Annotated in this window: 24 protein-coding genes; 11 read left to right on the forward strand and 13 right to left on the reverse strand. The window is 66.7% G+C overall.

Going from position 1 to position 26,883, the window contains the following annotated elements:
- The first annotated feature begins 96 nt into the window (after nt 1-96).
- Nucleotides 97-2,004, forward strand: coding sequence for an ABC-F family ATP-binding cassette domain-containing protein (locus F579_RS0110415; RefSeq protein WP_019023279.1), 1,908 nt, complete (start codon nt 97-99; stop codon nt 2,002-2,004).
- A 75-nt stretch (nt 2,005-2,079) separates the two neighbouring features.
- On the forward strand, nt 2,080-2,376 hold the full coding sequence (locus F579_RS0110420) for a hypothetical protein (protein ID WP_012983699.1): 297 nt from the start codon (nt 2,080-2,082) through the stop codon (nt 2,374-2,376).
- A gap of 119 nt (nt 2,377-2,495) precedes the next feature.
- Here the strand turns inward: F579_RS0110420 and fliL are convergent, their stop codons facing one another.
- Both fliL and F579_RS0110430 read right to left on the reverse strand, forming a co-directional pair.
- On the reverse strand, nt 2,496-2,894 hold the full coding sequence (gene fliL / locus F579_RS0110425; protein WP_019023278.1) for a flagellar basal body-associated protein FliL: 399 nt from the start codon (nt 2,892-2,894) through the stop codon (nt 2,496-2,498).
- Nucleotides 2,891-3,727 (reverse strand): zinc-dependent peptidase, encoded by an 837-nt coding sequence (locus F579_RS0110430; protein WP_019023277.1) that lies wholly within the window; start codon nt 3,725-3,727, stop codon nt 2,891-2,893. Before F579_RS0110430 ends, fliL begins: the two co-directional genes overlap by 4 nt.
- A gap of 165 nt (nt 3,728-3,892) precedes the next feature.
- Between F579_RS0110430 and F579_RS0110435 the strand changes: the two genes are divergently transcribed.
- Both F579_RS0110435 and F579_RS0110440 read left to right on the forward strand, forming a co-directional pair.
- The gene (locus F579_RS0110435; protein ID WP_038029798.1) at nt 3,893-4,909 is read left to right on the forward strand and encodes an efflux RND transporter periplasmic adaptor subunit; all 1,017 of its coding nucleotides are present in this window, start codon (nt 3,893-3,895) and stop codon (nt 4,907-4,909) included.
- 3 nt (nt 4,910-4,912) lie between these two features.
- Nucleotides 4,913-8,092 (forward strand): efflux RND transporter permease subunit, encoded by a 3,180-nt coding sequence (locus tag F579_RS0110440; protein WP_019023275.1) that lies wholly within the window; start codon nt 4,913-4,915, stop codon nt 8,090-8,092.
- A gap of 38 nt (nt 8,093-8,130) precedes the next feature.
- Here the strand turns inward: F579_RS0110440 and F579_RS0110445 are convergent, their stop codons facing one another.
- A complete protein-coding gene (locus F579_RS0110445) occupies nt 8,131-8,775 on the reverse strand; it encodes an outer membrane protein (protein ID WP_019023274.1) in 645 nt (214 codons plus the stop codon).
- Between the two features lie 172 nt (nt 8,776-8,947).
- Between F579_RS0110445 and F579_RS0110450 the strand changes: the two genes are divergently transcribed.
- Both F579_RS0110450 and F579_RS0110455 read left to right on the forward strand, forming a co-directional pair.
- On the forward strand, nt 8,948-9,310 hold the full coding sequence (locus F579_RS0110450; protein WP_019023273.1) for a hypothetical protein: 363 nt from the start codon (nt 8,948-8,950) through the stop codon (nt 9,308-9,310).
- Nucleotides 9,311-9,400: 90 nt separating this feature from the next.
- Nucleotides 9,401-9,817: an ABZJ_00895 family protein gene (locus F579_RS0110455; protein ID WP_018137916.1), complete on the forward strand. Its 417-nt coding sequence runs from the start codon at nt 9,401-9,403 to the stop codon at nt 9,815-9,817.
- Here F579_RS0110455 and F579_RS0110460 read toward each other — a convergent pair.
- The 8 genes from F579_RS0110460 to budA form a co-directional block, all read right to left on the reverse strand.
- The gene (locus tag F579_RS0110460; RefSeq protein WP_019023272.1) at nt 9,814-11,499 is read right to left on the reverse strand and encodes an alpha/beta-hydrolase family protein; all 1,686 of its coding nucleotides are present in this window, start codon (nt 11,497-11,499) and stop codon (nt 9,814-9,816) included. The genes F579_RS0110455 and F579_RS0110460 overlap by 4 nt on opposite strands.
- Before the next feature lie 96 nt (nt 11,500-11,595).
- The gene (locus F579_RS0110465) at nt 11,596-12,015 is read right to left on the reverse strand and encodes a hypothetical protein (RefSeq protein ID WP_019023271.1); all 420 of its coding nucleotides are present in this window, start codon (nt 12,013-12,015) and stop codon (nt 11,596-11,598) included.
- Nucleotides 12,016-12,186: 171 nt separating this feature from the next.
- Nucleotides 12,187-12,669, reverse strand: a complete 483-nt coding sequence (locus F579_RS0110470; RefSeq protein WP_019023270.1) for a DUF302 domain-containing protein — start codon at nt 12,667-12,669, stop codon at nt 12,187-12,189.
- Nucleotides 12,670-12,689: 20 nt separating this feature from the next.
- Complete coding sequence (locus tag F579_RS0110475) at nt 12,690-13,052, reverse strand: group 1 truncated hemoglobin (RefSeq protein ID WP_012983690.1); 363 nt, start codon at nt 13,050-13,052, stop codon at nt 12,690-12,692.
- A 20-nt stretch (nt 13,053-13,072) separates the two neighbouring features.
- Nucleotides 13,073-14,161 (reverse strand): class I SAM-dependent methyltransferase, encoded by a 1,089-nt coding sequence (locus F579_RS0110480; RefSeq protein ID WP_019023269.1) that lies wholly within the window; start codon nt 14,159-14,161, stop codon nt 13,073-13,075.
- Between the two features lie 163 nt (nt 14,162-14,324).
- The gene (locus tag F579_RS0110485) at nt 14,325-15,197 is read right to left on the reverse strand and encodes a helix-turn-helix domain-containing protein (protein WP_019023268.1); all 873 of its coding nucleotides are present in this window, start codon (nt 15,195-15,197) and stop codon (nt 14,325-14,327) included.
- Between the two features lie 110 nt (nt 15,198-15,307).
- The gene (locus F579_RS0110490; RefSeq protein WP_019023267.1) at nt 15,308-15,706 is read right to left on the reverse strand and encodes a hypothetical protein; all 399 of its coding nucleotides are present in this window, start codon (nt 15,704-15,706) and stop codon (nt 15,308-15,310) included.
- Between the two features lie 79 nt (nt 15,707-15,785).
- The gene (gene budA / locus F579_RS0110495) at nt 15,786-16,598 is read right to left on the reverse strand and encodes an acetolactate decarboxylase (protein ID WP_026300970.1); all 813 of its coding nucleotides are present in this window, start codon (nt 16,596-16,598) and stop codon (nt 15,786-15,788) included.
- Nucleotides 16,599-16,745: 147 nt separating this feature from the next.
- Here budA and gshA point away from each other — a divergent pair, with 147 nt between their 5' ends.
- The 4 genes from gshA (at nt 16,746) to F579_RS0110515 (ending at nt 23,834) form a co-directional block, all read left to right on the forward strand.
- Entirely contained in the window at nt 16,746-18,332 is a 1,587-nt protein-coding gene (gshA, locus tag F579_RS0110500; protein WP_019023265.1) for a glutamate--cysteine ligase, read from the forward strand.
- Between the two features lie 138 nt (nt 18,333-18,470).
- On the forward strand, nt 18,471-19,487 hold the full coding sequence (locus F579_RS0110505; RefSeq protein WP_019023264.1) for a glutathione S-transferase family protein: 1,017 nt from the start codon (nt 18,471-18,473) through the stop codon (nt 19,485-19,487).
- Between the two features lie 76 nt (nt 19,488-19,563).
- The gene (locus F579_RS0110510; protein WP_026300969.1) at nt 19,564-20,679 is read left to right on the forward strand and encodes an efflux RND transporter periplasmic adaptor subunit; all 1,116 of its coding nucleotides are present in this window, start codon (nt 19,564-19,566) and stop codon (nt 20,677-20,679) included.
- Nucleotides 20,676-23,834 (forward strand): efflux RND transporter permease subunit, encoded by a 3,159-nt coding sequence (locus F579_RS0110515; RefSeq protein ID WP_019023262.1) that lies wholly within the window; start codon nt 20,676-20,678, stop codon nt 23,832-23,834. The genes F579_RS0110510 and F579_RS0110515 overlap by 4 nt, the downstream gene beginning before the upstream one ends.
- A 209-nt stretch (nt 23,835-24,043) precedes the next feature.
- Here F579_RS0110515 and F579_RS0110520 read toward each other — a convergent pair whose 3' ends face one another.
- Together F579_RS0110520 and msrB are read right to left on the reverse strand one after the other, a co-directional pair.
- Complete coding sequence (locus F579_RS0110520; RefSeq protein ID WP_019023261.1) at nt 24,044-25,243, reverse strand: MFS transporter; 1,200 nt, start codon at nt 25,241-25,243, stop codon at nt 24,044-24,046.
- A 31-nt stretch (nt 25,244-25,274) separates the two neighbouring features.
- Nucleotides 25,275-25,670, reverse strand: coding sequence for a peptide-methionine (R)-S-oxide reductase MsrB (gene msrB / locus F579_RS0110525; protein WP_019023260.1), 396 nt, complete (start codon nt 25,668-25,670; stop codon nt 25,275-25,277).
- 106 nt (nt 25,671-25,776) lie between these two features.
- Between msrB and F579_RS0110530 the strand changes: the two genes are divergently transcribed.
- Entirely contained in the window at nt 25,777-26,853 is a 1,077-nt protein-coding gene (locus F579_RS0110530; RefSeq protein WP_019023259.1) for an EAL domain-containing protein, read from the forward strand.
- Nucleotides 26,854-26,883 lie beyond the last annotated feature (30 nt).

Here is a 26,883-nt window from a genome sequence, read left to right on the forward strand (position 1 = left end):
GGCAAAGGGTGGCAAAAAATTGACGCATGGATCGGGAGGGGCTTTAAACGCGAACCCCCGTGTGTGTGCGGGTAACCGTTTCCCTACACTACGCCCATGATCCGACTCTCCGATATCGAGCTGCGGCGTGGCCGGCAGGTGCTGCTGCAGCACAGCAATCTGACTGTTCACGCCGGCTGGCGCGTAGGGCTTGCCGGGGCGAATGGCTGCGGCAAGTCCTCGTTGCTGGCCGCATTGCAAGGCGAACTCTCCGTGGATGCGGGCCATGTCGAGGTTCCGGCGGAGTGGGTGGTGGCCCACCTCCCGCAGGAGGTCCCGGGCAGCCCTCGTCGAGCGGTCGACTATGTACTCGATGGCGATGTCGAGCTGCGCGACCTGGAGTGGCAGCTGGAGTCAGTCGAGGACGGTGCGGAACACGCGCGACTGTATGCGGCCATCGATGCGGTCGATGGCTGGTCCGCCGAGGCGCGGGCGCGTCGGCTGCTGGCCGGTCTCGGGTTTGCGCCGGAGGATGCCGATCGCCCGATGAGCGACTTCTCCGGTGGTTGGCGGATGCGGCTCGGTCTGGGACGGACCCTGATGACCCGCTCGGACCTCCTGCTGCTGGACGAGCCGACCAACCACCTCGACATGGAGGCTATCGTCTGGCTGGAAGGCTGGCTGGCGCGCTATCCGGGCACCGTAATCGTGATCGCCCACGACCGGCGTTTCCTCGATGCGGTGGTCACGCACATCGCGCATATCGAGCGCGGACGGATCGAGCTTTACAGCGGGGGTTACACCCAGGCCGAGAAACGACGCGCGGAGGTCGCGGCACAAAGCGAGGCGGCGGCGGCGAAAGTCGCCGCCGAGCGCGCGCACCTGGAGGACTTCGTGCGCCGTTTCCGCGCCAAGGCGAGCAAGGCGCGCCAGGCCCAGAGTCGACTGAAGCGCCTCGAGCGGCTGGACGAGGTGGCGGTAATCCGCGCCGCGCGCCCGATCCACCTGGAGATCCCGACGCCGGGGCACCTGCCCGATCCACTGCTGGCGCTGGAGGCGGCGGAGGTCTGCGACGGCGAGACCTGCCGCCTGCGGGCGACCGACCTGCGGCTGCGCCCGGAGGATCGTATCGGCGTGCTGGGACCCAACGGCGCCGGGAAGTCGACACTGCTCTCCCTGCTCGCAGGCACGCTCGCGCCGACGGCGGGCGAGCGGCGCGTCGAGCCCAGCCTGCGGGTGGGCTACTTCGCCCAACATCAGCGCGAGCAGCTGAACCTTGCGGCCTCGCCCCTGACCCATCTGACACGGCTGGATGCCGCCGCACCGGAACAGCGCCTGCGTGACTTCCTGGGCGGCATGGGGTTTCCCGGCGAGCGTGCGGACGACCCCGTCGGGCAGTGCTCCGGCGGCGAGCGGGTGCGTCTCGTGCTGGCGATGCTCATCTGGCAGGCACCCGCGCTGTTGCTGCTCGACGAGCCGACCAACCACCTGGACCTCGACATGCGCGAGGCCCTGGCGGAGGCACTGGAGAATTATGCCGGCGGACTGGTTGTGGTGGCGCACGACCGCGAACTGCTGGCACGTGTCTGCGACCGCTTCTGGCGGGTCGAGGATGGCTGTCTGACCGAGTTTGACGGCGATCTGGATGACTACGCGCGCGAATTGCAGCGCGAACGGGAGACGCCGGACACCTCCGCGCCATCAGCGTCGCGCGCGCCGGAAGCACCGCGTTCGCAGAAGGAGCGCCGCCAGCAGGCTGCTCAGGCACGCGCGGCGCTGCGTCCACTGCAAAAGCGGGCCGATGCGGCGGAGCAGGCCTGTAGTGAGTTGCAGCAGCAGCTGGAGGCGATCGAGGGCGAGATGGCCGATCCCGCACTGTACACCGGAGATGATGCGGGGCGGCTGGCCGAGCTGACCCGTGAGCAGGGCGAGTTGCGTGCGCGTCTGGAGGACGCCGAGGCTGAATGGATGGAGGCGCTGGAGGCGCTCGAGTCAGCGCGCGGGGATTCTGTGGGTCAGGTCTAATATCCGAGCCTTGCACTCGGGTATTCGGGGGTCTATACAGGAGAGTGAATACACCGGCACGAGGAGTCATTCGCAATGAATGCACAGGAACTCAATCGTCGTTGTGTCGAACTCTTTCAGCACCCGGATGCGCAATTGCACTGCTGGCACCCGCGCATGTTCTGGGAGACCCACATGGTGGAGAACCCGAAGCCGGAGGATCTGCAGCAGCCGAAGGTAGACCTGCGTGAGCTCGAGGTGCTGCTGGCCGAGGCCACGCACCAGGATTCACAGTGTGCTGCCGAGCTGGAGCAGGAAGAACCTGGCCGGGCGACCCTGATCCGGCACATGGTCGAGCGTGGCGAGATGCCGCTGCTGCACCGGCCGCACTGATCTTGGCAGGATGAACTGGGTCCCTGGCGGGACCCCGGCCCGGTCCTCCGTCGGGCAGCTTGGGCCCCGGCAGATCTTGGCTGCCGGGGTCTTCTTTGTCCGGCCGGTGGCGCGCGTTACTACTGGCGGATGAAGTCCGAGAAGTACAGGGCCTCGATGCGCGGGGCGCCGGTCAGTTCCTCCAGCAGCTCGTTGAGCTCTTCCATCGCCTCCTGGCGCAAGTCCTCGCGGGCCGTGCTGCCGCGCAGGCTGTCGGGCGAGCGGCCCCCCAGGATGCGAATGAGCCGGTCGCGCACGGCCGGGATGTGTCCGCGGATCTCGCGGGCATCCTCCATCTCCGCAGCCTCGAGCTGGATTTTGGCCTGCAGGTAACGGGCGCGGTCGGAGGACTCCATGTTGACCACCACGGGTTCCAGGGTCACGTAGCGGCTGTCGAGGTCGTCGACCGCGACAGCGCTGCCGGGGATGATCCACCACAGCATGGCGAGCAGGAAAAGGCTTGGTGACAGGGTCTTCATGCGGAGATCTCGTGTGGCAAGTGGGTCCCTTGCGTGGCGATGGCCGCCGCGCGACGGTGCGGTTCCTGGCGAAAATACCGGGCCAGGTGATCATAGACCGCCGGCAGGGCCTCGCGCAGCCCCTGCGGCTCGAAGAAGAAGGCCTCCGCGGCCACGGCCAGGAACTCCTCCGGGGCGGTCGCGGCGTAGGGGTCAAGCGGTAGCTGGTCTTCCGGGGTGTCGTTCTCCACGGCCTCGACAAACGCCTCGTAGGCCGCGGTGAAGTCGCGGGTCCAGTCTGCGGCGGAGTGATCGCGCGCGAGGGGCGGGAAGCCGTTCACGTCGCCGTTGCCGGCATCCAGTACGTGGGTCATCTCGTGCACCACGACGGCACCGTCGCGAACGACATCGGCCCAGGACAGAATGACCGGTCCGCGCTCCCAGGCCTCGCCGGACTGCGGCATGGCCCCCTGATGCACGATGCCGTCCTCGTCCACCCATTCGTGTTCCGGCACAAAGGTATCCGGATACAGCACCAGCGTGCGCCAGTCACGGTAGGGGGCAAGCCCCAGCTCCAGGACCGGCAGTGCCGCGTAGGCGGCGATCATGCGGCACTGCCCTGGTGTCGGCTCGGACTCGATGCCCACGAATTCCCTGGTAGCCAGGATCTCCTCGATCAGCGCTTTCAGGCGCTCGGCCTCCTCGGGCGACAGACTTGCGATGAACGGAACCTGGCGTCGCAGGGTCTCCCATTCATCGGGGCCCAGTACCAGGTGGCCGGAATGACCCGCCGCAAAGGGCTCGATCAGCCGCTTGAGCAGACCGCGCAACGGATAATGGGGTGTATCGTGCATGCGGTCATCGTCGCATGTTTGCGCCCTGGTTGCCGCCGGGTCGAGCCGGCATATGTTTCCCCTGGGCGCTACGATGGGGACGGACCAGAGACCAGGGCGAGCGGCTGCTCGGTTGTCGGAGGGTGTGTGAGCAAGATTGCGGGTTTCGCCTTTGGGGCTTTGTGGCTGGTGTTGCTTTCGGGCTGCACGGATACCGCCGAGTCCGACTCGGCGGACGATGGCGCCGAGGCGGCCACGCCCATCGCGGCGCTGGAGATTCAGCCGCGGGATCTGTCGCGCGAGCTGCGCCTCTCCGCGCGGGTCGAGCCGATGGCGCGGGTGCGTCTGGCGGCGCGTGCGGATGGCGTGGTCGAGGCCGTCCATGTCGAGGAAGGAGACCGGGTCGAGCAGGGCGAGACCCTGGTGGAACTGGATGTCTCCGAGGAACGGGCGGAGCTGGCGCGCGCCGAGGCCCATGCCGAAGAGGCGCAGCTGGAATACGCGCGCAGTTCCGAGTTGCGTGACGAGGGGATTTCCAGCCGCGCCAGCTACGAACGGGCCCGCGCCGCGCTGCGTTCGGCCGAGAGCGAGCAGGCCCTGTGGCAGGCGCGGGTCGATTACGGGGCGCTCGCTGCTGGCCGCGACGGCGTGATCACCGAGCGGATGGTGGAGCCTGGAGAGGCCGTCGCTGCGCGCGATGCGCTGCTGGAGCTGGTCGATATTACTACGCTGGTGCTGCGACCCGGGGTGTCCGAGCTGGACGTGCGCGACCTGGTCGTGGGCCAGGACGTGCCCATTCGGCTGGACGCCTTTCCTGATGCTGACTACGTCGCCGAGATTCGTCGCATCTTCCCGGCGGCCTCGCCGGATTCCCAGCAGGTGACGGTGGAGATCGCGCTGCCGGCCGAGGCCGCCGACAACGGCGTGCGTCCGGGTAACCTCGCACGCATCCGCATGACCGTTGATGAGCGCCCGAACGCCCTGGCGGTGCCGGCCGCGGCGATCGGCGAGGACGATGACGCGCGCTATGTGTACGTGGTGGTGGATGAACAGCTGGAACGGCGCACGGTCGAGACCGGCGTGACCCGGGGCCCCTGGACCGAGATTACCGAGGGTCTGGAGGAAGGCGAGATCGTGCTGGCGACCAATCCGATCGACATGCGCGAGGGTCAGCGCGTGCGCATTGTCGGCTGGCGGGGCTAGGGCATGGCCGATGCGGGGGACTCCCAGCGCCCGCACGGGCGGGTGACCAGCTTCTCCATCCGCCGGCCGGTCGCGATCATGGCGCTGGCCTCGGTGGTGATCGTGCTCGGCATGTTCTTTGTCGATCGCCTGCCGGTGGACCTGCTGCCGCATGTCGAGTACCCGCACATCCGGGTCACGGTGAACCACCCGGGCACCGCCCCGGAGGTCATGGAGGAGCAGGTCACACGGGTGCTGGAACGCAATCTTGCGGCGACCGAGAACCTGACCCGGATCTACAGCCGCGCCTCCGAAGGGCGCACCAACGTCAACCTGCTGTTCGAGTACGGGACCAACCTGGATCTGGCGTTGCAGGATGCGGCGCGTCACCTCGAGCTGGCGCGCACCCAGTTACCGGACGATTTCGAATCCCTGCGCCTGTATAAGTTCGACCCGTCGCAGGATCCGATCTGGGAGGCTGGCTTCTCCTCCACCGTGCGTTCCGAGACCGCGGTGCGTGACTGGGTGGAGCACGAGCTGGCGCCACAGTTGATCGCCATCCACGGGATCTCCTCGGTGGAGGCCTCCGGCGGCCAGCAGCGCGAGCTGGAGGTGATCCTCGACCAGGAACGGGTGCGCGGCTACGGCCTGTCGCTGGCCGCGATCAGCGAGACCCTGGCGGACGAGAACCGCGAGGTGGCTGGTGGCTGGGTGACCTCCGACACCTTTGACGTGATGGCCAAGACCGAGGGCTTGTTCACCTCCGAGCACGATGTGCGCAACGTGCTGATCCCGCTGCCGGGGCCGCAGTCGGCGCATGTGCGCCTGGGCGAGCTGGCCGAGGTGCGCGACGGCCACCGCGAGCAGCGCCTGTTCATCCGCCTGGATGGCACCCCGGCCGCGCGCGTATCGGTATTCAAGCTGCCGGAGGCCAATACCGTCGAGTCGGTGGATGCCGTGCGCGGGACGCTCCAGCGGCTGGAGCGCTCCGGGTTTATCCCCGAGGACATCCAGTGGGAGGTGGTCAGCGACTCGGCCCCGTTTATCCGTGGCGCGGTGTCCTCCGTGGGCACTGCTGCAGTCCTCGGTGGCGTGCTGGCGATGCTGGCGGTGTTCCTGTTCCTCGGCAGTCTGCGCAAAAGCTTCATCATCGGGCTGTCGATCCCGATCGCGCTGATGGCGACCTTCGCGATGATGGGGCTGGGCGGATTGACCCTGAACATCATCAGCCTGGGCGGGCTGGCGCTGGGCGTGGGGCTGCTGCTCGACAACGCGATCGTGATGCTGGAGAACATCATCCGCCATCGTGACAAGCTCGGAAAATCGCCGGAGCAGGCCGCCCACCACGGGGCGGGCGAGGTCGTCTCGGCGGTCACCGCCGGCACGCTGACCAATCTCGCGGCAGTACTCCCGTTCCTGCTGATTACGGGCATCGGGGCGCTGATCTTCCGCGAGCTGATCCTGACGCTGTCGTTCGCGATCATCGCCACGCTGGCCACGGCGATCACGCTGGTGCCGATGCTGGCGGCCCTGCTCGCGCGCATCCGCTGGGAGAGCGGGCTGGACCGGACCTGGCTGCTGCGCGGCTTCGACCGCGGGGTGCAGGGCCTGCGCCGACGTTACCGGCGTCTGCTGCCGAAGGTGCTGCGCGCGCGCTGGGTGGTGCTGGGCGCCGCCGGGGTCCTGTTGGTTGGTGCGGTACAGGTCGGCGGGGAGCTGGGCACCGAGTTTCTGCCGCAGGTGGACGATGGTCAGGTCAGCGTGCGCATGGTCCTGCCGCCGGGTACACCGCCGCACGAGACCGATGCCGCCGCCCGCGACATCGAGGCCGCACTCGAGGAGCTGCCGCATGTCGAGAGCGTGTTCGCCATGGTCGGCGGGCACCTGGGGGGTGGCGTGGTCAACGAGCGTCCGGGGACGTCCAATCTCACGGTGCAGCTCACCCCGGCCGGACAGCGTGAAATGACCGCCGGGCAATGGGTGGCCGAGGCACAGGCGGCGATGGACGAACTGGACCTGCCCGGGGCGCGGATTACCGTGCGCCCGCCGAGTATCGACGGGTTGCAGTTCAGCGTGACTGGCGACGACCTGTCGATCGGCGTGGTGGGGGCGGATCTGACCGAGATGCGCACCATCGCCCGCGAGATCGCGGGGCGCCTGGAGGGCATCCGGGGCCTTGAGGGCGTCGAGGTCGGGCGCGAGGACCAGAGCCCGATTCTGCGCGTACACGTGGATCGCGAGCGCGCGGCCGCGCTGGGCCTGCAGGTGGGCACGGTCGGTCAGGCGATCCGCGATGCGGTGGAGGGTGCGGTACCGACCCAGTATGTACGCGATGACCGCGAATACGACTTGCGCGTCCGCCTGCCGCGCGAGGATGTACAGGACACGGCCACACTGGGACGGATGATCCTGTTCCGTGATAACGGCGATCCCGTACGGCTGGCCGACGTGGCCGAGTTCGAGATCGGCGAGGGGCCCGCCCATATCGAGCGCGAGAACCAGAGCCGGGTGGTGCGGGTGAACGGCGATATCAATACCGAGGTCAGCGACGTCGGTTCGGTGATGGCCGAGGTCGAACAGCGTCTGGCCGAGGTGGAGGTACCCGAGCACTACAGTCTGCTGATCGGGGGCGAGTGGGAGACCATCCAGGAGACCCAGCGCGAGATGGCCACCGTCGTGGCGCTGGCGATCTTCCTGGTGCTGGTGGTGCTGGCGGTGCAGTACGAGCGTCTGGCCAACCCGCTGGTGATCGTGGCGGCGGCCCCGCTGTCGCTGATTGGCGTGGTCGCGATCCTGTGGGCCACGAATACGCCGGTCTCCGCGCCGGTGATGATCGGGGCGATCCTGCTGATCGGGGTGGTGGTCAACAACGCGATCCTGCTCGTCGAGTACATCGAACAGGGCCGGCGGCTGCGTGACTTGAGTCCGGCACGGGCGGTAGTGGAGGCCGGCGCGCTGCGCCTGCGTCCGATCCTGATGACCACCCTGACCACGGTGCTCGGCATGCTGCCGCTGGCGATCGGCCTGGGCGAGGGTGCGGAGATCATGCGCCCGCTGGCGCTGACCGTGGTCGGCGGCCTGATTGCCGGGATAATCCTGACGTTGCTGGTAGTCCCTTGTCTGTATCTGATCGTCAACAGGGCCGCGGAGGGCTTGAAGCGGCATCTGACGGGGCATCAACGAGGCACGGTGCCCGTCGGATGAAGTCCCGCCACCCGCTTGGGTGGCGGGGCAGGGTCCCGCTAGAAGCGGTAGCCGAGACCAATCATGAAGCGCTGGGCATCGGGGTCAACCCGCAGGGTTTCGCCCTCAACCCGGTAGCGTTCGTTTTCCATAAAGGTGTAGGAATACTCGGCGCGCATGAACAGGCGACTCTCCAGCTGATATTCAACACCCAGTCCGATGCGTGCACCATTCAGGTTGTCCTTGAAGCGAATGGACACATCCTCGTCAGTGTCGGTCAGGCGATAATCGAGGCGCGAACGCTGGTAGCCGGCCAGCCCGTAAAGCAGGACGGTGTCATTGACGGTGGTGCCCAGCCGGCCGGTAATGCCGTAGCTGTATTTGCTGTCCACTCCCAGCTCGGCATCATCCAGTCGTACGGTCAGGTCGGCGTCTTCGGTTTGAGCGTCAAGCTCGATGCCCAGGTAAAGCCCATTGTCCATAACCGTACCCCAGCCGGTCATCACACCTCCGGTGAAGCCTGATGCGCTCAGACCGGAGATGCGCTCATCTCCACTCTCCCGGTAGTCAATGTCGTATCCCACCCAGCCAAGCTGGCCGCCGACGTAGGGGCCATGAAAGGCGTTGGCCTGGGCGGTACCGGTCAGAGTCAGGAATGCACAGGCTCCGGTCAGGGCGGCGAAAAGACGAGTTTTTCGGTGCATGGGTGTTCTCCCTTTATTGTTGTGAGTGCGCCGGAATCGAGCGGATCCGGGCGCACCGAATGGTGGCACAGTTCATCTGTGCTTGGGGTGCGCGGGTGAGGTCGTTCTATGCCAGAATCGTTCGTTCAGGTGGCCCGTGTGGCTGCCACAGACAAGCGATGGAGTGGAGTGGATGCGCAAGCAAGCAGGAATCGTGGCGGGGTTGCTGGTGGCGGCCCTATGGGCGCCCTTAGTGGCCGCGGATGAGGTCCATACGGTCGAGCAGCTGAATCAGGCGCCGGCCGAACTCGAAGGCGAGCCGGTGCGCCTGGAGGGCATCGTCGGCCGGGTCAACGAAGACATCATGGGGGTGAACTTCATCCACTTCGTGGACGGAACCGGCAGCGAGGGTGACTACATCACGATTACGTCCACCGATTTGCCCGAGGTCGGCGATCGTGTCTCGGTGACGGGGACGCTGGTGCTGGAGCGTGACTTCGGCGCGGGCTATACCTATCCCGTGCTCATCGAGGACGCCGAGTTTGCCGAGAAGTAGCGACGTGCCCTGATCGCGGGGCCGGAGTATTTCAGATGTCATTCGGGCCGCACAGGATGGTGCGGTCGATGCACGCCCAGGGAGGGGATCATGTCTATCAAGAATCTGCTGACGCGGTTTGTACTGCTTTATTTCTCGCTGTCGATTGCGGCAATGGTGGTGATTGCGTATTTCGAGCTGGAGGAGCTCGGTACGCCACTTGGCATTGCGATACTCATGCTGGCGGTCATGTGGCCGTGCGAGGCCTTCGGGCGCAGGAACGGGCGCTATCTGTCGCGCTCCGAGAAGTGGCGGGTGATTGCGGTGATGGTGGCCGTGCTCTTGGGTACGCAACTTCCCGTTGCATTTTTGCTGGTATGGGCCGAAGGCAACGCACTGGACCCCGTGTTCCTCGGAATTTTGGGTGTTGTTGCGCTGTTGTACGCGGGATGCGTGGCGGGCGCGGTCAGCATCACCGGCCGCAATCTCCGCAAGCGCGGCCTGATTCCACAGGGGGCTTCCGACTAGTCGGTCAGGTGGCGTTTCAGCCACTCGAGTTCGTCTTCCGACCACTCCGTGGCCGTCACCGCCTGCCAGCTGTCAATGTAGTGCTCGGTGGCATAGACATGTCCGTAGCCACGCGGGGCGGCATCGCCGATGGCCACGTCCACGGCCAGCTGCAGCATGGTGACGACCGGGTACCAGGTCAGGTCTGGCGAGACATCCGGGCCGCGCGGTGACTGCATCCACTCGGGCTTGCGGTACAGCGCCTGCGGCTCGAAGAAGGTGATCGGGTCGCTTGCGTACTGCAGGTAGACGATGCGCATCGGACCCCAGGAGGCACCGGGGATGTCGAGGTGGTTTTGCTGATTGGTGAAGCGCACCACCGAGCTGTCGCGAAAACGCGGCAGCCACGCCGGGGAATCCGGCTGACGCTGGCGCGTGATGTCGCGCCAGGTTTCGCTGCGGAAGGGTGGCCCTGCCCACAGCGCACCGTTGAACGGGTCGCCGATCACGTCGTACAGGTCCGCCGCGCGTTCGGAGTTCAGCGCCCCCAGGCTCAGGCCATAGAGGTAAAGCTCCGGGCGTGCATCTGCGGGGAGCTGTTTCCAGTAGCTGTAGATCTCCGCGAACACGGCCTGGGCCGTTTCGTGGCCGTACTGGGATTCCGACATCAGCGACAGCCAGCTCGGCAGGTAGGAGTACTGCACGGCGACGGTTGCGATGTCGCCGTTATGCAGGTACTCCACCGGCGCGATTGCGCGGTTGTCCACCCAGCCGCGCCCGGTCGGTGTCGCCAGGATCAGAACCGAGCGGTCGAAGGCATCCACCCGCAGCAGTTCCTGCAGGGCCAGGCGGGCCCGTTCCTCGATTTCCTCGGCCGCATTCAGCCCGACGTACACCCGAATTGGATCCAGGGCCTCTTCACCGGTAAAGTCCGCGATGTCGGCCGCAGCCGGGGCGTCGTTGACGAAACGCTGGCCCTGACGACCCAGGCCTTCTTCCCAGGAGATCAGCGACTCGGTACTGCCCGTTCGGGAGGGGTTGGTTGGCTGCTCGGCCCCGGGGTACTCGCGTACGTCGAACTGTTGAAAGCTGCGATCGGCTGTGCGCAGGCCGTACTCCAGCACGACGCCGTCGATTACGGCCCAGAAAACCGCCGCGGCCGCCACCACACCGATCACGTTCGACAGCCGGCGCGGGATGAAACGCCGCAGGTGCTGCGCGAGAAAGCGCACCAGCAACTGGAACAGCCGGGCGACGGCCAGGGTCGCTGCGAACACGGCCGCGGCGATCAGCCCCAGGCGGACCGGGAAGCCCCCGTCCACCGGCTCCTGATCCATCAGCTCGCGGATGGTGTTCTGCCACTCGGTGGCCTGCCACAGAAAGGCCAGCACGATCAGTGCGGCCCCGCCGCCGGCGATCAGCACCAGGGTGTTGTGTACGCGCTCGCTGGGCTCGGGAAGCTCCAGGTAGGACCACAGCCAGTGGAAAAATACACCCAGCCCGTAGCCCGCGGCCAGCGACAGACCGGACAGGATGCCCTGCACGTCGTCGGTACGCGGGATCAGGCTCGGGGTCAGCGAGGCGGCGAAGAACAGCGTGGCCAGAATCAGCCCCGGGATGGACAGCGACCCCAGGACACGGGTGGCCCAGCCGGGCCAGATAAAGCGCCGCAGGCGGGTTTGCAGACGGGCGACGACAGACATCGCGTGCGCGGTTCCTTCGCGGATGGAAAGCCTCATCCTGTCTGGCCCACGGGACGGGTTCAAGTCTCCGCGGTGAAGCCCCGTTTGCTCTGGGAACTATTGACCGTTATGGCGCTGTTCGAGTGTATGCCGCTGGCGAAAGCGAAAGGTCGCTTCGACCATACGCAGGGCCACACCGAACAGGGCCACCTGCAGTAGCAGGCCTCCTGTCGCCGCTCCGGCCGCCAGGCCGGTGGCCAGTCCAAGCGCCATCAGCAGCATCAGGAGCGTGGCGGCGATGCGGCTGCGCAGCCAGCCGCCGATGACGGCGAGCAGTGCGACCAGGGTCCCCTCCAGCATCGTCGGGGTGTGCTGCATCAGCAGGCCGAGTGCGACGACGACCGCACCGGCGAGCGCCAGCACCCAGCCGGCGACCCGGGCCAGTCGCTGTGCCTTTTCCACTTCGTCGACCGTTTGCAGCAGAAGCCAGAGATCGGCGCCGGCCCCGGCCCAGTGGCGTGAAAGTGAGTGCTTCATCGCGCCAGCGTACAACGCGAAGGTGACGGTTCTGTGACAAGCGGTTTGCGCAATTAAACCAGCGTCTCCTTCAGGACTATTCCGGCTGGCGGGTCTCCGGACCGTCTCTGTCCGGAGACCCGTGCCTGTGGCCAGGCGTGGGCCGCACCGCCGCGGATCGTTGGCGTATGGCTACGGCTCATTGCCTTGCGGGCGCGGCCCCAGGGCATGGTCCAGCAGTGTCTCGAAGGCCGGCTCGGCGCGTTCCACTGCCCGCTCCAGACTCGGATGCGGCTGTAGCGTGGTCATGAATTTCGGGTGCAGCATCGAGAGTTTCGTGTTGCCGTTCTCCTCGTACAGGCCGACATGGCCGCAGGGCATCATTGCGCCGACGTGCAGACCGGCATCCACGATGTCCGGGCCGAGTGGCAGATAGCAGACCTTCAGGGCCGTGATGTCGCCACCGGCCAGGCCAAATTCGGCCAGAAAGATCCAGTCCTCCTCGTTCTCGGCAAACTCGCGAATGGTCCGTGCCAGTTCCTCGCGGGACTGTTCGGCGTCGTGAATGATGAAGTGGTCGTCGGGTTCGGCGGCAATCGCCGGGGCGGTCAGGGCCAGGGTCGCGGCGACCGCGGCAGGCAGCGCAAGGGCTGTGATGGGTGAATGGGTTTTCATGGTTCGTTCCTCCTTTGGTGTCAGACCCGCACAATCTCCGGCTTCAGCGACCAGGAGATCATCAGCAGTTCCTCCTTTTCGCGCTGGCCGACCCCGTGTTCATCCAGGGCCTCGACGATGTCGTCGACCACCGCGACGAATTCCTCCTCGCTGATGTTCATGCCGCGATGGGTGGTCAGCATGTCGCGTCCGCTGTAGGCCTGCGGCCCACCGGTGCCGTTGCAGATGAATTCGGTCACCAGACGGATCACGTCATTGCGATCTGCGTCGACGTAGCGGTTGCGGATGGTGGTGTTCTGCGTGTGCTTGTCGAAGATGGTGCTGGCGAGTTCGTGGATGCGTGCCTCGCCGCCCAGGCGTTCGTAGAGACTTGTGTCGGTCATGGTGATCCCTCCTCGCGGGGTTATCGGGTGGCCACGTACCAGTTGTTCTGTGGGTCGTGGGGGAGTCGATGGACCTGGATGTCGTGAAAGCCGGCGCGCGCCAGGTACTCGCGGGCCCGGGGTTCGCCCCACATCGCGCCCAGCCCCGGGCCGCCCTGGGCGAGCGATACCGGCATGCAGTGCATGCAGGAGACGGTGTAGAGGAAGGGACCGAGGGGGTGGTCGAGATCGCCGTGGATCGCGCCGGAGCCGCGAATGTCCTGCATCAGGTAGATCCCCTCGGGCGCGAGCGCGCGGTGGATGCCTTGCAGGACCGCCAGCGGATCGGCCTGGTCGTGGATGGCGTCGAAAGTGGTGATCAGGTCGAACTGGCGCGCCGGCACGTGGCGTTCCAGCGCCGCGGCATCCGCCTGGATGAATACCACGTTGTCCAGGCCGATGGTCTGCATCTCGGCACGGGCCTGCTCGATGGCCTCCGCCGACAGGTCGAGCCCCGTGAACTCGCTGCGGGGGTAGAGCATCGCCAGCCGGTTGAGGGTGCGTCCTCTGCCACAGCCGACATCCAGTACGCGGATGCCGCGCTCGAGATGATCGGTCAGGCCCGGCACCAGCAGCAGGATGTCGCTCTCCAGCGACGACAGGACAGACTGGCCGCTGTCCTCGGCCATCACCTCGTGGAAGCGGACGTAGTGTTCGTATCCGATGCCTTCGCCGGTATGGAAGGCGTTCACGATCCGGTCCTCCACACCGCCCAGCAGGCCGATGTACTGGGCGAACACCGCCAGGTTGTCGGCCGCGGCGGCCCGGGTCAGGCAGGCGGCATGCGCTGCAGGCAGGGCGAAGCGCGGGCCCTCCGGATCCACGGTGACGAAGCCGCCGGTGGCCATCGCGCCGAGCCATTCGCGCACGTAGCGCGGGTTGAGGCCCGCGGCCGTGGCTATCTCCTCCGAGGTTGCGGCGGGGCGGTCGCGCATCTGGTCGAACAGCCCGGTGCGATGTCCGACCGAGAGCATCAGACACAATGCGCCGTGGTTCAGCACCTCGATCAGGTGCTCGCCGAAGGCCTCGGCAGTCCGTGGCGTTGCTCTGGTTTGCGGGACGGAAGACATGGACCGGCCTCGGGGTGGCGCCGGATGGCTTTGTCTCGAGCCTAGGAGGCGGGGCCGCCCCGCGCGGTTACAAACTTGCGCCGGATGGCGCTTTCTTGCGGCAAATGCCCCGCCGCTGGCGAGTGGGTCAGGTCGAGGCTGGCGCCGGAAAGGCCGTGTGGCCTTAAGTGGCGCTGCCCGTGTGGAGGCGCCGGTAGGCGGCCGGACTTGCGCCGAAGGCTCGGCGGAAGTGGCGGGCCAGCTGCTGCGGCGAGTACCCGGTCGCGCTGGCGATCTCGGTCACGCTTAGCGGGCTGTCGGCCAGCAGGTCGCGGGCCCGTTCCAGACGCAGGCGCGTAAGGTACCGATGCGGCGGCAGGCCGTGCGTCTCGCGAAAGGCGCGCGCGAAGTGCCAGGGCGACAGCCCCGCCAGGGCGGCCAGATCGCCCAGTGTGACGCGGTGATCCAGATGGCCGCGCATGTACTCGATGACGCGTGCCGACTGGTGCGGCGCGAGGCCGGCGCGGCGCGCCTCCAGCTCCTGGTGCTGATCCGCGAGACGGGCAAGGCGCACAACCAGCACCGCGATCATGCTCTCCACGAACAGACGTGCGGCCGGATCCTGCCGCCCCATCTCCTGCCAAAGGGCCGCCAGGGCCTGACTCACCAGAGGGTCGGCCTGTGTGCGGGTATGAAGCGGGCCAAAGTCCAGCGGGTCATCGGAGTCGCGTTCCAGACAGGCGCGGGCGAGCCCCGCTGGTATACCGACAAAACGCATCCTGGCGGGGTCGTGCATTTGGCAGTAAGTAGGGACGTTCGGTGGGATCACCACGAACTCCTTCAGGTCTGCCCAGCCGGAAAAAGCCCCGGCGCCGATGTCGCACCGAAAGCGAAAGGGCGCCCCGCGGGTGTCGCTAATCATCAACTCGCGCACCGGCGGCGTGCTCATGCGGCCCGGCGGGTGGGCGTTCTCAATCATCGGGATCGGCGGGGTTTCGCGCGCGCGGACCTCCTGCAGGAACGGCGCCTCGCGCCCCCGCGCAAAGAAGTCGAGCATACCGGCCGTTTGTTGTGGCATCGCCTGCACCCCGCAGCTTTAGCTTATAGGCCACGGCGAGCCGGCTATCCACTTGTGCCGTGTCGTGCTGTGCGCCGCGCGACGGGGTATCAGCGGTAGACCCGCACCTCCTGATTCCGGCCCTCCACGCCGCGGTTGGCGCAGAATTCCTGTACATGGCCGTCGGCGTAGCGGATTTCCACGTTGAAGCCGGCCCCGGGCGGGTGGTTAAGGGCCACACGGCGGCGTTCTCCGGGTCCGATCTCGCCCTCGCGCAGTGACGACTCGGACAGGTCGTGTCCGAAGTCGAAATGAACAGCGCGGATGGCGATCTCGCTGTCATTGTGCAGGGTGACCATCAGGACCCCTTCGGGCGGCCCTGGCTCGACGCCCCAGTGCACCATTCCGGCGCCCGCGCCCAGCCCGAGCAGGAACAGCCAGGCAGCGGGCTTGCGCAGGGCATCCACCACGATCTCGTCCCAGCTGCGGTGTGGTATTTCCTGGTCCACGGGCGCTCCGATTGCCAATTAATAAGTAAATCCTAATGTTCGGAGCGGGCGCAGGCAAAGGCGCGTGTGAACGGTCAGGTCAGTGTTCGGCCTCGTTCAGGTCCTCGGATGTGTCTCGCGACAGGTCCGCGGTCAGATAGTCCAGTGTCATGGGCAGGCCCAGATCCACGCGCGGGAGGTGCTGCAGGGCGATGCGGATGGATCGCGGGCGGGCCTCCAGCAGGTGGCCGCCACAGCGGCGGTCGGCGTCCACGAAATGCAGATGGTAGCCGGGCACCGCGACCGACTGCATGAACGCGGGGGTCCAGAAGCCGGCCATCGAACCCTCGATGCCCTCGAATTCGTACTCTGGCTGCTCGCGGGCAACCTCCACCAGCGGCCGGTAGGCGTCCTGGCGCGGGACCGAGCGGGTGCGTACATAATCGAACACGCCGTCCAGCCGGATCGCGTAGACCATGTTGTGCGACGGGATCAGGCGGTCGAACAGGGCGAGCAGCCCGTCGTAGTCCATCGGGGTGTCGATGGTTTCCTCGCTCCACGGGCGAAAGCGCGTGACGCAGGCGAAGGGCGTGCGCGTCTCCGGGGTGACCGCGTAGGCCCGGCCGTCCGAGCGCAGCTGGAAGACCTCTCCGTCCAGGACCACCATCTCGCCGTCGAGGTCATTGAAGGTACCCAGCCCGAAATCGCCACGATCGAGGATGTCGGCGATCGTCGTGTCCTCACGATAAAGCCCCTCGACCAGGGCGTTTACCGGCGCCGAGACATAGAGGCTGGCGGCGCTCGCCGGCGTATCCAGCCAGCGCTCGAGCAGGGCCTGCGGGTCCTGGCCTTCGCGGCGGGCACGGGCGCTCAGGCGTTCCATCAGGTCATTGGGTAAATCGTTACGGGGCATCTCGGTGGCTTCCGGTCAGCACAAATAGTTGTCGGCAAGGTTGCGCGGGCGTCGGGCTTCCCGCAACCCCGTGCCGGTTGCATGTGACCCCGGGGGCGCATTCCGGTATGTTCGCCGGGTTTGCAGACAGGCAGGAAACGCACCCCAGTGGGAACCGACGAACGCAATCTGCAGGGACTGGTCGCGCAGTTGGCGGAGCGCCTGGCGGGCACCGGCCTGCACGGGCGCATTGGTCTGGAGAAAGAAACGCTGCGCGTCGGCCCGCAAGGGTCGCCGGCCCTAACCCCGCACCCAGTAGCACTGGGATCGGCGCTGACCCACCCGAATATCACGACGGACTACTCCGAGGCCCTGCTGGAGCTGGTCACCCCGCCATTCGACGATGTGCGCGAGACGCTGGGTTTTCTGCACGACCTGCAGGCCTTCGCCGCGGCCAATGTCGGCGACGAGACCCTGTGGTCCACCTCCATGCCCTGCGTGACCGCAGACGACAATGCGATCCCGGTCGCGCAGTACGGCACGTCCAACGCCGGACGCATGAAGACCGTTTACCGCATCGGTCTGGGGCACCGTTACGGGCGCAAGATGCAGGTGATTGCCGGGGTGCACTTCAATTACTCCCCGCGTCCCGAGTTCTGGCCCGCGCTCGCACAGGTGCTGGGCGAGCACGACGACCGTGCGTTCCGCGACGAGCGCATGATGGGCATGATCCGCAACCTGCTGCGCTTCGGCTGGCTGGTGCCGTATCTGTTCGGGGCCTCGCCGGCGGTGTGCAATTCCTTCCTCGAGGGCCACGGCGCGGTGCTGGAGGACTTTGACGACGACACCTCCTACCTCCCGCACGCCACCAGCCTGCGCATGGGTGACATCGGCTACACCAACCGCAAGGAGGCGGACACCGGCATCAAGGCGGACTACAACTCGCTGGCCGGCTATGTCGAGTCGCTGCGCTGCGCGATCAATACGCCCAGCCCGGAGTGGGAGCGCATCGGCGTGAAGGTCGACGGCGAATACCGCCAGCTGAACGCCAACATCCTGCAGATCGAGAACGAGTACTACTCCACCGTACGCCCGAAGCAGCCGCTGGAGCGCTTCGAGAAGCCCACTGATGCACTGGAGGCACGCGGGATCGAGTACGTCGAACTGCGCTCGGTGGACATCAACGCGCAGCACCCGCTGGGGGTGGACGAGACCCAGCTGCGTTTTCTCGAGGTATTCGCCCTGGCCTGCCTGCTGCAGCCGAGCCCCTTGCTGGAGCCGGGCGAGCTGGACGCAATCGATGCCAACCTGCTGGACGTGGCGCACTACGGCCGGCGTCCGGGGCTTGTGCTGCGCCGCCCCGATGGAGAGGTCGCGCTGCAGAACTGGGCGCGCGAGCTGCTGGCCCTGATGCGCCCGGTCGCCACGATCCTCGATCAGGAACTGCCGGGCGACCCATACCGCCGTGCATTGAGCGAGCAGTGGGGCAAGGTCGAACAGGCCGATCTGACTCCCTCGGCGCGCATGCTGGAGGACATGATGGCGCGCGAGGAGGGCTTCTACCGCTACGCCAGCCGCCTGTCCGCGCAGCACCGCGAGGCGTTTCGCTTCAACGGTCCGCTGCCGCGCGCCGAGACGCTGGAGGCCCTGGCGCGCCAGAGCCTGGCGGAGCAGGCCGCGATCGAGGCCGCCGATACCCTGGACTTCGATACCTTCCTTGCCCGCTACTTCGACGGCACGCTGCGTGCCTCCTGAGCCTCAGCGTTTTGTTGCTGATTCGATATTTTCGAATCTTCAAGCGGAAATAACGCGATTTATCTCCGAATTTTTCGACAGGATAATCAAACCCATCATCCGTAACGGTGGCGGCTGGACCGCTACAGAGGGAACCCCATGAGTCTCCTGATCAACGGCGAACTGCGCGAAGGCTGGCTGGAAGAGGAGTCCGACGAGAACGGCGAGTTCGTGCGCCAGGACCAGCAGTATCGCAACTACGTCACCGCCGATGGCTCCGCGGGTCCGCTGGGCGAGGGCGGCTACCCGGCCGAGTCCGGGCGCTATCACCTGTACGTCTCCTATGCCTGCCCCTGGGCGCATCGCGCGCTGATCCTGCGCAAGCTGAAGGGCCTGGAGCCGCACATCGGGCTGTCGGTGGTGCATCACTACATGGGCGACGCCGGCTGGTCCTTCGATGACTGCGACGGCTGCACCGGTGACCGCGTGCACGGCTCACGCTACATGCACGAGCTCTACACCCGCACCGATCCGAAATACACGGGTATCGTGACCGTGCCGGTGCTGTTCGACACCCAGACCGACCGGATCGTGAACAACGAGTCGGAAGACCTGGTGCGCATGTTCAACAGCGCCTTCGACGGCATCACCGGCAATACGCTGGATTTCTACCCGGAGGACCTGCGCGAGGAGATCCACGCGGTCAACGAGCGCGTCTACGAGAATGTGAACAACGGGGTTTACCGCTCCGGATTCGCGACCAGCCAGAAGGCCTACGACGCGGCCTGGGACCGCCTGTTCGATACCCTCGACTGGCTGGAGGAGCGCCTGGCACGCCAGCCGTTCCTGGTGGGCGACCGGATCACCGAGGCCGACTGGCGGCTGTTTACCACGCTGGTGCGCTTCGACCCGGTCTACTACAGCCATTTCAAGTGCAACCGCCAGCGCATCATCGACTTCCCGGCGCTGTCGGCCTACCTGCGCATGCTCTATCAGCGCCCCGGCGTGGCCGAGACCGTGCGCATGGATCACATCAAGGCGCACTACTACGGCAGCCACCCGATGTTGAACCCCAGCGGCATTGTGCCGAAGGGCCCGGTGATCGATTACAGTGCGCCGCACGGTCGGCCGCTGGGAGGTCTCCCGGCCGAACTTCGGAACGCCGCGGAAATGTGACGGTCGTTACACTATTGGCGCGGATTACGGTGGCCCGGGCTTGCTCGGGCCCGCTTTTTAGCGAGGGGTTGGCTGGGTGAAGGCGATTGGTTGGTTGCTGGGCTTGGTAGCTGTGTTCGCGCTGGGCGTGGCTGCCTGGTACGGGCTCGAGGGCGAATTCCAGCCGACCAACGGTGGCGCGCAGGCTGCCGACGAGGCCCCCGAAGAGGCGGATCGCCGCACCCCGGTACGGACCTCCGTCGTGCAGCCGCGCACCTTCGAAACCATTGTCGAGTCCCTGGGTACGGTTCGCGCCAACGAATCAGTGCTGGTCACGGCGAACGTGACCGAGCGCGTGGTCGAGGTCCTGTTCGACGACGGCGACGAGGTCGAGGCGGGGCAGGTCCTGGTCCGCCTGGATGCGGACGAGGCCGAGGCGGCCCTGCGCGAGGCGCGTGTTCAGGTTGAAGAGGCCGAGCGCGAGCTGGAGCGTGTGCGCGATCGCGTGGCCGATGGCGTGGTGACACAGCAGCAGGTGGACCAGCAGCGCTCGCGCCTGAGTGAGGCCGAGGCCCGGCTGGCGGCCGCCGAGGCGCGCGTGGCCAACCGCACGATCCGTGCCCCATTCTCCGGCCGGCTGGGCCTGCGCCAGGTCAGTCCCGGTTCGCTGGTCAGCCCCGGTACCCCGATCGCGGAGCTGGACGATATCGAGCGGGTGAGGGTCGATTTCGCGGTCCCCGAGCGGCACGCGGCCGCGATTCCGCTGGGCAGCACGGTCCATGGTCGCAGTGCGATCGGGGTATTCGAGGGGCAGGTCTCGGCGGTGAGCAACCGCCTCGATGTGTCGACCCGGACGCTGACGGTACGTGCGACGGTGGACAACCCTGACCTCATCCTGCGCCCGGGGATGCTGGTCAATATGCGCCTGGCGCTGGATCCGGTCGAGCGGGTCGCCATCCCCGAGGGCGCGGTTCAGCAGGTGGCCGATCAGCACTTCACCTTCCGCCATCTGGATGACGGTACGGTAGAGCGCGTACGGATCCGTATCGGGCGCCGCATGCCGGGCTTTGCCGAGATCCTCTCCGGGCTGGAAACCGGGGATGTGGTTGTCTCCGAGGGCGTGTCCCGGGTGCGGGACGGACAGTCCGTGCGCGTACTGCCGCCGCGCATGCCCGAGTTCCTGGAAACCGGCGAGGCCGGTGACGCGCAATGATTATCTCGGATGTCGCCAATCGCCGTCCGGTCCTGGCGATTGTCTTCAACCTGCTGCTGATTACCTTCGGCCTGATCGCCTACGACAACCTGCCGCTACGTGAATACCCCGACGTGGACCCGCCCGTGGTCACGATTGACACCGTCTACCCGGGCGCCAGTGGCGACATCATCGAGCGCGAGGTCACCCAGCGGCTGGAAGACCGGGTCGCGGGGATCGAGGGCATCCGCTATGTGGAATCCACCAGCGAGGACGGCCAGTCCCGCATTACCATCGAATTCAACCTGAACCGCGATCTGGACGCGGCAGCCAACGACGTGCGCGAAGCCGTCAGCCGCGCGATGCGCGACCTGCCCGAGGATATCGACCCGCCGGAGGTGACCAAGGCGGATGCCGACGCCAACCCGATTCTCTGGCTGAACCTTTCCAGTACCACGATGGATCAGCTGGAGCTGGCGGATTACGCGGAGCGTCACCTGATCGATCGCATCTCGGTGGTGGATGGTGTCGCGCTGGTGCGTCGCGGCGGTGCGCGCAGCTATGCGATGCGGATCTGGGTGGACCGCGAGGCCCTGGCAGCGCGCGAACTGACCGTGACCGACATCGCCGATGCCCTGGAGGAGGAGAACGTCGAGCTCCCGGCCGGGCGCCTGGAGTCGGTGGAGCGCGAGTTCACGGTGCGGGTCGATCGCCAGTACCGCACCCCGGAGGATTTCTCCAACCTCGTGCTCAAGCGCGGCGAGGAAGGGCAGCTGGTGCGGCTGAGCGACGTCGCCTCGGTGAACATCGGCGCCGATACCGAACGCAGCGAGTTCCGCGGCAACCGCGAGGACATGATCGGCCTGGGGATCATCCGTCAGTCGAATGCGAACGTGCTGGATGTCGCCAACGGGGTGAAGGCCCTGGCCGCCGATCTGCAGGACAGCCTGCCGGAGGGCACCTCGCTGGTGACCACCTACGACGAGTCGGTGTTCATCGAAGGGGCGATCCGTGAGGTCTATATCACCCTGGCCGTGGCGACGGCGGCGGTGGTGTTCGTGATCTGGTTGTTCCTGGGGAGCTGGCGGGCGACCATCATCCCGGCGGTGACGGTGCCCGTGGCGATCACGGCGGCCTTCATCGGCATCAACCTGTTCGGGTTCTCGGTCAACCTGCTGACCCTGCTGGCGCTGGTGCTCGCGGTCGGGCTGGTGGTGGACGACTCCATCGTGATGCTGGAGAACATCCACCGGCGCATCGAGCGGGGCGAGCCCGGTCTGCTGGCGGCCTATCGCGGTGCCGGGCAGGTGGGCTTCGCGATCGTGGCAACTACCTCGGTGCTGATCGCGGTGTTTGTGCCGCTGGCCTTCCTCGAGGGCACGGTCGGCCGCCTGTTTACCGAGTTCGCGATCGCGATGGCGATCGCCGTGTTCTTCTCCAGTCTGGTCGCACTCACCCTCGCGCCCGTGCTGTCCGGTCGACTGATGCACAAGGGCGACGATGACACCGGCGCGGCGCGCTTTATCAGTCGCGGCTTTTCCTACCTGGAACGTGGTTACGGGCGTGCGCTGCAGACCGGCCTGAAGGGCGCCTGGCTGATCGTGCCGATCCTTGCCCTGGTGCTCGCGGCCGCCTGGTATCTGTTCGACACCTTGCCCGAGGAGTTCGCACCGCAGGAGGATCGCGGTGCCTTCTTCGTGATGGTCGATGGGCCGGAGGGGGCCAATTTCGACTACATGAGCCGCCAGATGGCCGAGATCGAGACCCGCATTCAACCCTTGATCGAGGACGGCCCCATCCGTCGGGCCCTGGTGCGTACGCCACGTGGATTTGGCGGATCGGAGCTGATGAACAACGGCTTTGTGATCGCCATCCTCGAGCACTGGGACGACCGCGACATGTCAGGGCAGGAGGTGATCGACGAGGTGCGGGGCATCGTCGAAGAGATGCCGGGGGTCGAAGCGCGCGTGGTCATGCGCCAGGGTCTCTCGCGCGGACGTATCGGTCCCCCCGTGCAGTTTGTGATCTCCGGCCCGGACTACGACACCCTCGAGGAGTGGGGCGAGATCATGCGCGAGGCGGCCGAGGGCATCGACGGCCTCACCCGCGTGGATCTCGACTACGAGCCCACCCAGCCGCAGATCAATGTGCGCCTGGACCGTGACCGTGCCGGTGACCTCGGTGTGTCCATGCGCGATGTCGGGCGCACGCTGGACATCGTGCTCGGGGGGCGCGACGTGACCACCTTTGTCGATCGCGGCGAGGAGTATGACGTGATCATCGAGGGCCTGACCGACCAGCGCCGCACCCCGGGGGACATCGACAACCTCTATGTGCGTTCGGCAGCCGGTTCCATGGTGCCGCTGTCGAGCCTGGTCACCTACGAGGAATTTGCCGGTCCCTCCTCACTGGAGCGTTACAATCGAGCCCGCGCGGTCACCCTGACGGCCGGCCTGCAGGACGGGATGACGCTCGGCCAGGCGCTGGATGCCCTGGATGCGAAGGCGGCCGAGCTGCTCCCGGCCGAGGCCGGGATCGACTACAAGGGCGAGTCGCTGGACCTGCGCACGGGCTCCGAGGCAATCCTGTTCGTCTTTGCGCTGGCGTTGCTGGTCGTGTTCCTGGTGCTGGCCGCCCAGTTCGAGAGCTTTGTGCACCCATTCGTGATCATGCTGACAGTGCCGCTCGCGGTGGTCGGGGCATTGCTTGGGTTACACCTGACCGGCCAGACCCTGAATATCTACAGCCAGATCGGGATGGTCATGCTGATCGGGTTGGCGGCCAAGAACGGTATTCTGATAGTCGAGTTCGCCAACCAGCTCCGTGACCGCGGGCGAGATTTCGACACCGCTGTGGTCGAGGCGGCCCGTATGCGCCTGCGGCCGGTGCTGATGACGGCGCTGACCACGGTGGCCGGGTCGATTCCGCTGATCCTGGCCTCCGGGCCGGGCGAGGAGACGCGCTTCGTGATCGGGGTGGCGGTGTTCTCCGGTGTGCTGTTTGCCACGCTGTTCACGCTGTTCGTGATTCCGGCGGCCTACAGCCTGGTCGCGCGCGGCACCACCTCGCCGCTGGCGACCACCCGCCGCCTGCACGACCTCGACGCCGAAGTCACCGACGTCGACGGCGAACGCCGCGGTGCCCGCGCCTCATCCGCCCCCCGCGCCGAACCCTGATTTCCCGTTGCCGGGCCACCTGCCTTGCTGTGGCTGGCCCTGGATCGGCCTTAGTGTTTACGTGCCTTTGGTCTGCATACTGCCGTGCGCTCGCGAGTCAGCGCCGGGCAGGCGGCTGGACGAAGCCACCGTAAACACCGGATGCCGAACCAGGGCCAGCCAACCAGCGAGTGGGAAACCTCGTGCGTTCGGGGTTCGCGTTCGGCGTGTCAGGTGCGCGCCTGGGTGCGGGTGTCATCGAACCAGAGCCAGGCAATGGCAATGGTCAGCAGCGCGATCACCGGCAGCATCGCCAGGTTCAGGCCATCCCATCCCAGTGGCCGCAGCAGGGCGCCGGCCAGCAGCGACCCGGCGGTGACCAGCGTGAAGATGGTCAGGTCGTTCACGCCCTGGACCTTGCCCTTCTCTGTGGCGGTGTGCGTGGTCGTCAGCAGCGTACTGCCGCCAATGAACAGGAAGTTCCAGCCGACCCCCAGCAGGAACAGCGCCAGCCAGAAATGCCCCAGCGTCTCCCCGTGCGCGGCAACCGCCACACTGAACAGCACCAGGGCATTGCCGAGCGCCAGGATGCGCGTGACCCCTAAGCGAGTAATCAGGTGGCCGGTCACGAACGAGGGCGCGAACATCCCGAGCACATGCCACTGCATCACCAGGGCGATCTGGCCCATGTCGAAGCCCGCCTGGCGCATGGCCAGCGGCGTCGCCGTCATCAGCAGCACCATGACCGCATAACCCAACGCGGCCGCGGTCAGGGCCACGAGGAAACGACCCTGCGGCAGGATCTCGGCCATCGGCCGGGCGGGCCCGCGTTCCTCTGGCGGCGGTGTGGGCACGCGCAGCCAGGCCAGCAGGGCCATCGCCAGCAGGGCCAGGGCGCCGAGGACCAGGTAGGGTCCGGCCTCGGGCGTGCCCGGCAGCAGGGCCTGGGCGTGGTGCGCGTTCCACGGGCCGAGGAAGGCGGCCACGACCCCGCCGGCCATGACCAGCGATATCGCGCGCGGGCGAAAGGCGGGGCTGGCCACGTCGGCGGCGGCAAAGCGGTAGTACATCGCGAACGCCTGGTAGGCCCCCAGCAGCAGGTTGCCCAGCACGAACAGCCAGAAGGCCTCGGCGAAGACTCCGGCCGCGGCCAGCGCGGCGCCACCGGCCCCGCCCACGCTGGTGCCCAGCAGGAAGCCGGTGCGTCGCCCGAAGCGCTTCATGAACAGCGAGGCCGGCAGGGTGGTGATCAGGGTGCCGACCATCATCGCGGCGACTGGCAGGGTGGCCAGGGCCGGATCGGCCGCCAGGCGCTCGCCGACCACACCGCTCAGGGTCATTACGGTGACCGCGGCGATCAGGAACAGGGCCTGGGCCGTGGCCAGCAGCAGGACATTCACGCGTTCGCGCGGGGTAATCGAAGAGGACACGGGATTCCTTTCCACTGGGACGGCAGCGTGCTCAGTCGCGTGGGCGAAAATCGAGCACGGCGGAGTTGATGCAGTAGCGCAGCCCGGTCGGGGGTGGACCGTCGGGGAAGACGTGTCCCAGGTGCGAATCGCAGCTCGCGCAGCGGACCTCGGTGCGCTCCATGCCCAGCGAACGGTCGTGGTACTCGCTCACGGCGTCGGGCGCGGCGGGGGCCGTGTAGCTGGGCCATCCGGAACCGGAATCGAACTTGGTGGTGGAGTCGAACAGCGCGGCACCGCAGGCCACGCAGTGATAGACGCCATCCGCCTTGTGGTCGTGATAGGCCCCGGTGAACGGCCGTTCGGTCCCGCCTTCGCGGGCGATCCGGTACTGCTCGGGTGTCAGGCGTGCGCGCAGGTCGTCGTCGGGATGATCTGGGTTATTCATTGCAGCCTCCGGGTGGTGCTATGGTGCGTAGAAACCGAGAATGACCGGGATCGTAGCACCGCCCGGGTATTCTCGACCTGGACACGATGGACCGCTGGAGGTGGTCGTGAGTTGCCCGGATTGCGAACGAATCGATCTCCTGCCGGCGGAATCCGGCACCCTCTATCTCGCGCCGGTCCTGGCGCATACCCGCGCCGCCTTGCGCAGCCGCATGGTGGAAGAGCAACTGCCCTGCAGCGAGCCCGTCTCCGGCATCCTTGCAATGCCGGTCGACAATAACGGGGGGCTGGGGGACACCCTGGTGCGTCTGGAGCAGGCCTTGAGCGGTTCGGAACAGTCCGGTTGTCGGGCGACCTTCGTCCCGGGCGACGAGACCTTCAACCTTGCCCATCTGCAGGACACCCACCTGCTGTCTACGCTGATCGCCCGCCACAACGCCCGCGATCTGGCAGCGATCCTCGCAAACGACACGCTGGATTTTCATTTTCAGCCAATCGTGCACGCCGCCGAACCCGAAGAGGTGTTCGCCTACGAGGCGCTGGTGCGTGCACGCACGCCCGCTGGCGACGTGATCCCGCCGAATGAATTGTTCCAGACGGCGCGGGCGGCCGAGTTGCTGTTTCATCTCGATCGTTCGGCGCGGATCAATGCGATCCGCCGTGCTACCGAACGCGGGATCGGGAGCAGGCTGTTCATCAACTTTAACCCCACGGCGATCTACGACCCGGCGTTCTGTCTGGAGACGACGGTGCGCGAAATCCTGTCGCGTCCGGACGGGGATGGGCCGAGCGGTTTCGTGTTCGAGGTGATCGAGAGCGACTACGTGACCGATGTCGATCACCTCTCACGCATCGTCGATCGTTACCGCCGGGCCGGTTTCCAGGTGGCGCTGGACGATCTCGGCGCGGGCTACGCCTCGCTGAACATGCTTTCGCAGCTGCGCCCGGACTACGTGAAGATCGACCGCCAGCTGGTCAGTGGCATCGACCGCGATATCTATCAGCAGAAGATTCTCGGCAAGATCATCGAACTGGCGCGCGAACTCGAGATCCAGACCGTCGCCGAGGGGGTCGAAACGGTGGAGGAGTGGCGCTGGCTCAGGGACCGGGTCGACTACTGCCAGGGATACCTGTTCGCCCGTCCGGCCGCCGAGCCGCCCATGCCCGTGCACCCGGAGGTCTGAACCGTGGTTTCTCTGGGGCGGTGCACATCC

The organism is Thioalkalivibrio sp. ALJ21 (genome assembly GCF_000378605.1).
In the GTDB taxonomy this organism is placed as follows: Bacteria; Pseudomonadota; Gammaproteobacteria; order Ectothiorhodospirales; family Ectothiorhodospiraceae; genus Thioalkalivibrio.

Coding starts and splice junctions, on each gene's coding strand:
- F579_RS0110430 (WP_019023277.1), bottom strand. CDS start 3,727: ATGCACGATACACCCCATTATCCGTTGCGCGGTCTGCTCAAGCGGCTG.
- F579_RS0110505 (WP_019023264.1), top strand. CDS start 18,471: ATGAGTCTCCTGATCAACGGCGAACTGCGCGAAGGCTGGCTGGAAGAG.
- F579_RS0110450 (WP_019023273.1), top strand. CDS start 8,948: ATGCGCAAGCAAGCAGGAATCGTGGCGGGGTTGCTGGTGGCGGCCCTA.
- F579_RS0110445 (WP_019023274.1), bottom strand. CDS start 8,775: ATGCACCGAAAAACTCGTCTTTTCGCCGCCCTGACCGGAGCCTGTGCA.
- F579_RS0110475 (WP_012983690.1), bottom strand. CDS start 13,052: ATGACCGACACAAGTCTCTACGAACGCCTGGGCGGCGAGGCACGCATC.
- budA (WP_026300970.1), bottom strand. CDS start 16,598: ATGCCCCGTAACGATTTACCCAATGACCTGATGGAACGCCTGAGCGCC.
- fliL (WP_019023278.1), bottom strand. CDS start 2,894: ATGAAGACCCTGTCACCAAGCCTTTTCCTGCTCGCCATGCTGTGGTGG.
- F579_RS0110415 (WP_019023279.1), top strand. CDS start 97: ATGATCCGACTCTCCGATATCGAGCTGCGGCGTGGCCGGCAGGTGCTG.
- F579_RS0110465 (WP_019023271.1), bottom strand. CDS start 12,015: ATGAAGCACTCACTTTCACGCCACTGGGCCGGGGCCGGCGCCGATCTC.
- F579_RS0110470 (WP_019023270.1), bottom strand. CDS start 12,669: ATGAAAACCCATTCACCCATCACAGCCCTTGCGCTGCCTGCCGCGGTC.
- msrB (WP_019023260.1), bottom strand. CDS start 25,670: ATGAATAACCCAGATCATCCCGACGACGACCTGCGCGCACGCCTGACA.
- F579_RS0110515 (WP_019023262.1), top strand. CDS start 20,676: ATGATTATCTCGGATGTCGCCAATCGCCGTCCGGTCCTGGCGATTGTC.
- F579_RS0110460 (WP_019023272.1), bottom strand. CDS start 11,499: ATGTCTGTCGTCGCCCGTCTGCAAACCCGCCTGCGGCGCTTTATCTGG.
- F579_RS0110440 (WP_019023275.1), top strand. CDS start 4,913: ATGGCCGATGCGGGGGACTCCCAGCGCCCGCACGGGCGGGTGACCAGC.
- F579_RS0110480 (WP_019023269.1), bottom strand. CDS start 14,161: ATGTCTTCCGTCCCGCAAACCAGAGCAACGCCACGGACTGCCGAGGCC.
- F579_RS0110420 (WP_012983699.1), top strand. CDS start 2,080: ATGAATGCACAGGAACTCAATCGTCGTTGTGTCGAACTCTTTCAGCAC.
- F579_RS0110485 (WP_019023268.1), bottom strand. CDS start 15,197: ATGCTCGACTTCTTTGCGCGGGGGCGCGAGGCGCCGTTCCTGCAGGAG.
- F579_RS0110455 (WP_018137916.1), top strand. CDS start 9,401: ATGTCTATCAAGAATCTGCTGACGCGGTTTGTACTGCTTTATTTCTCG.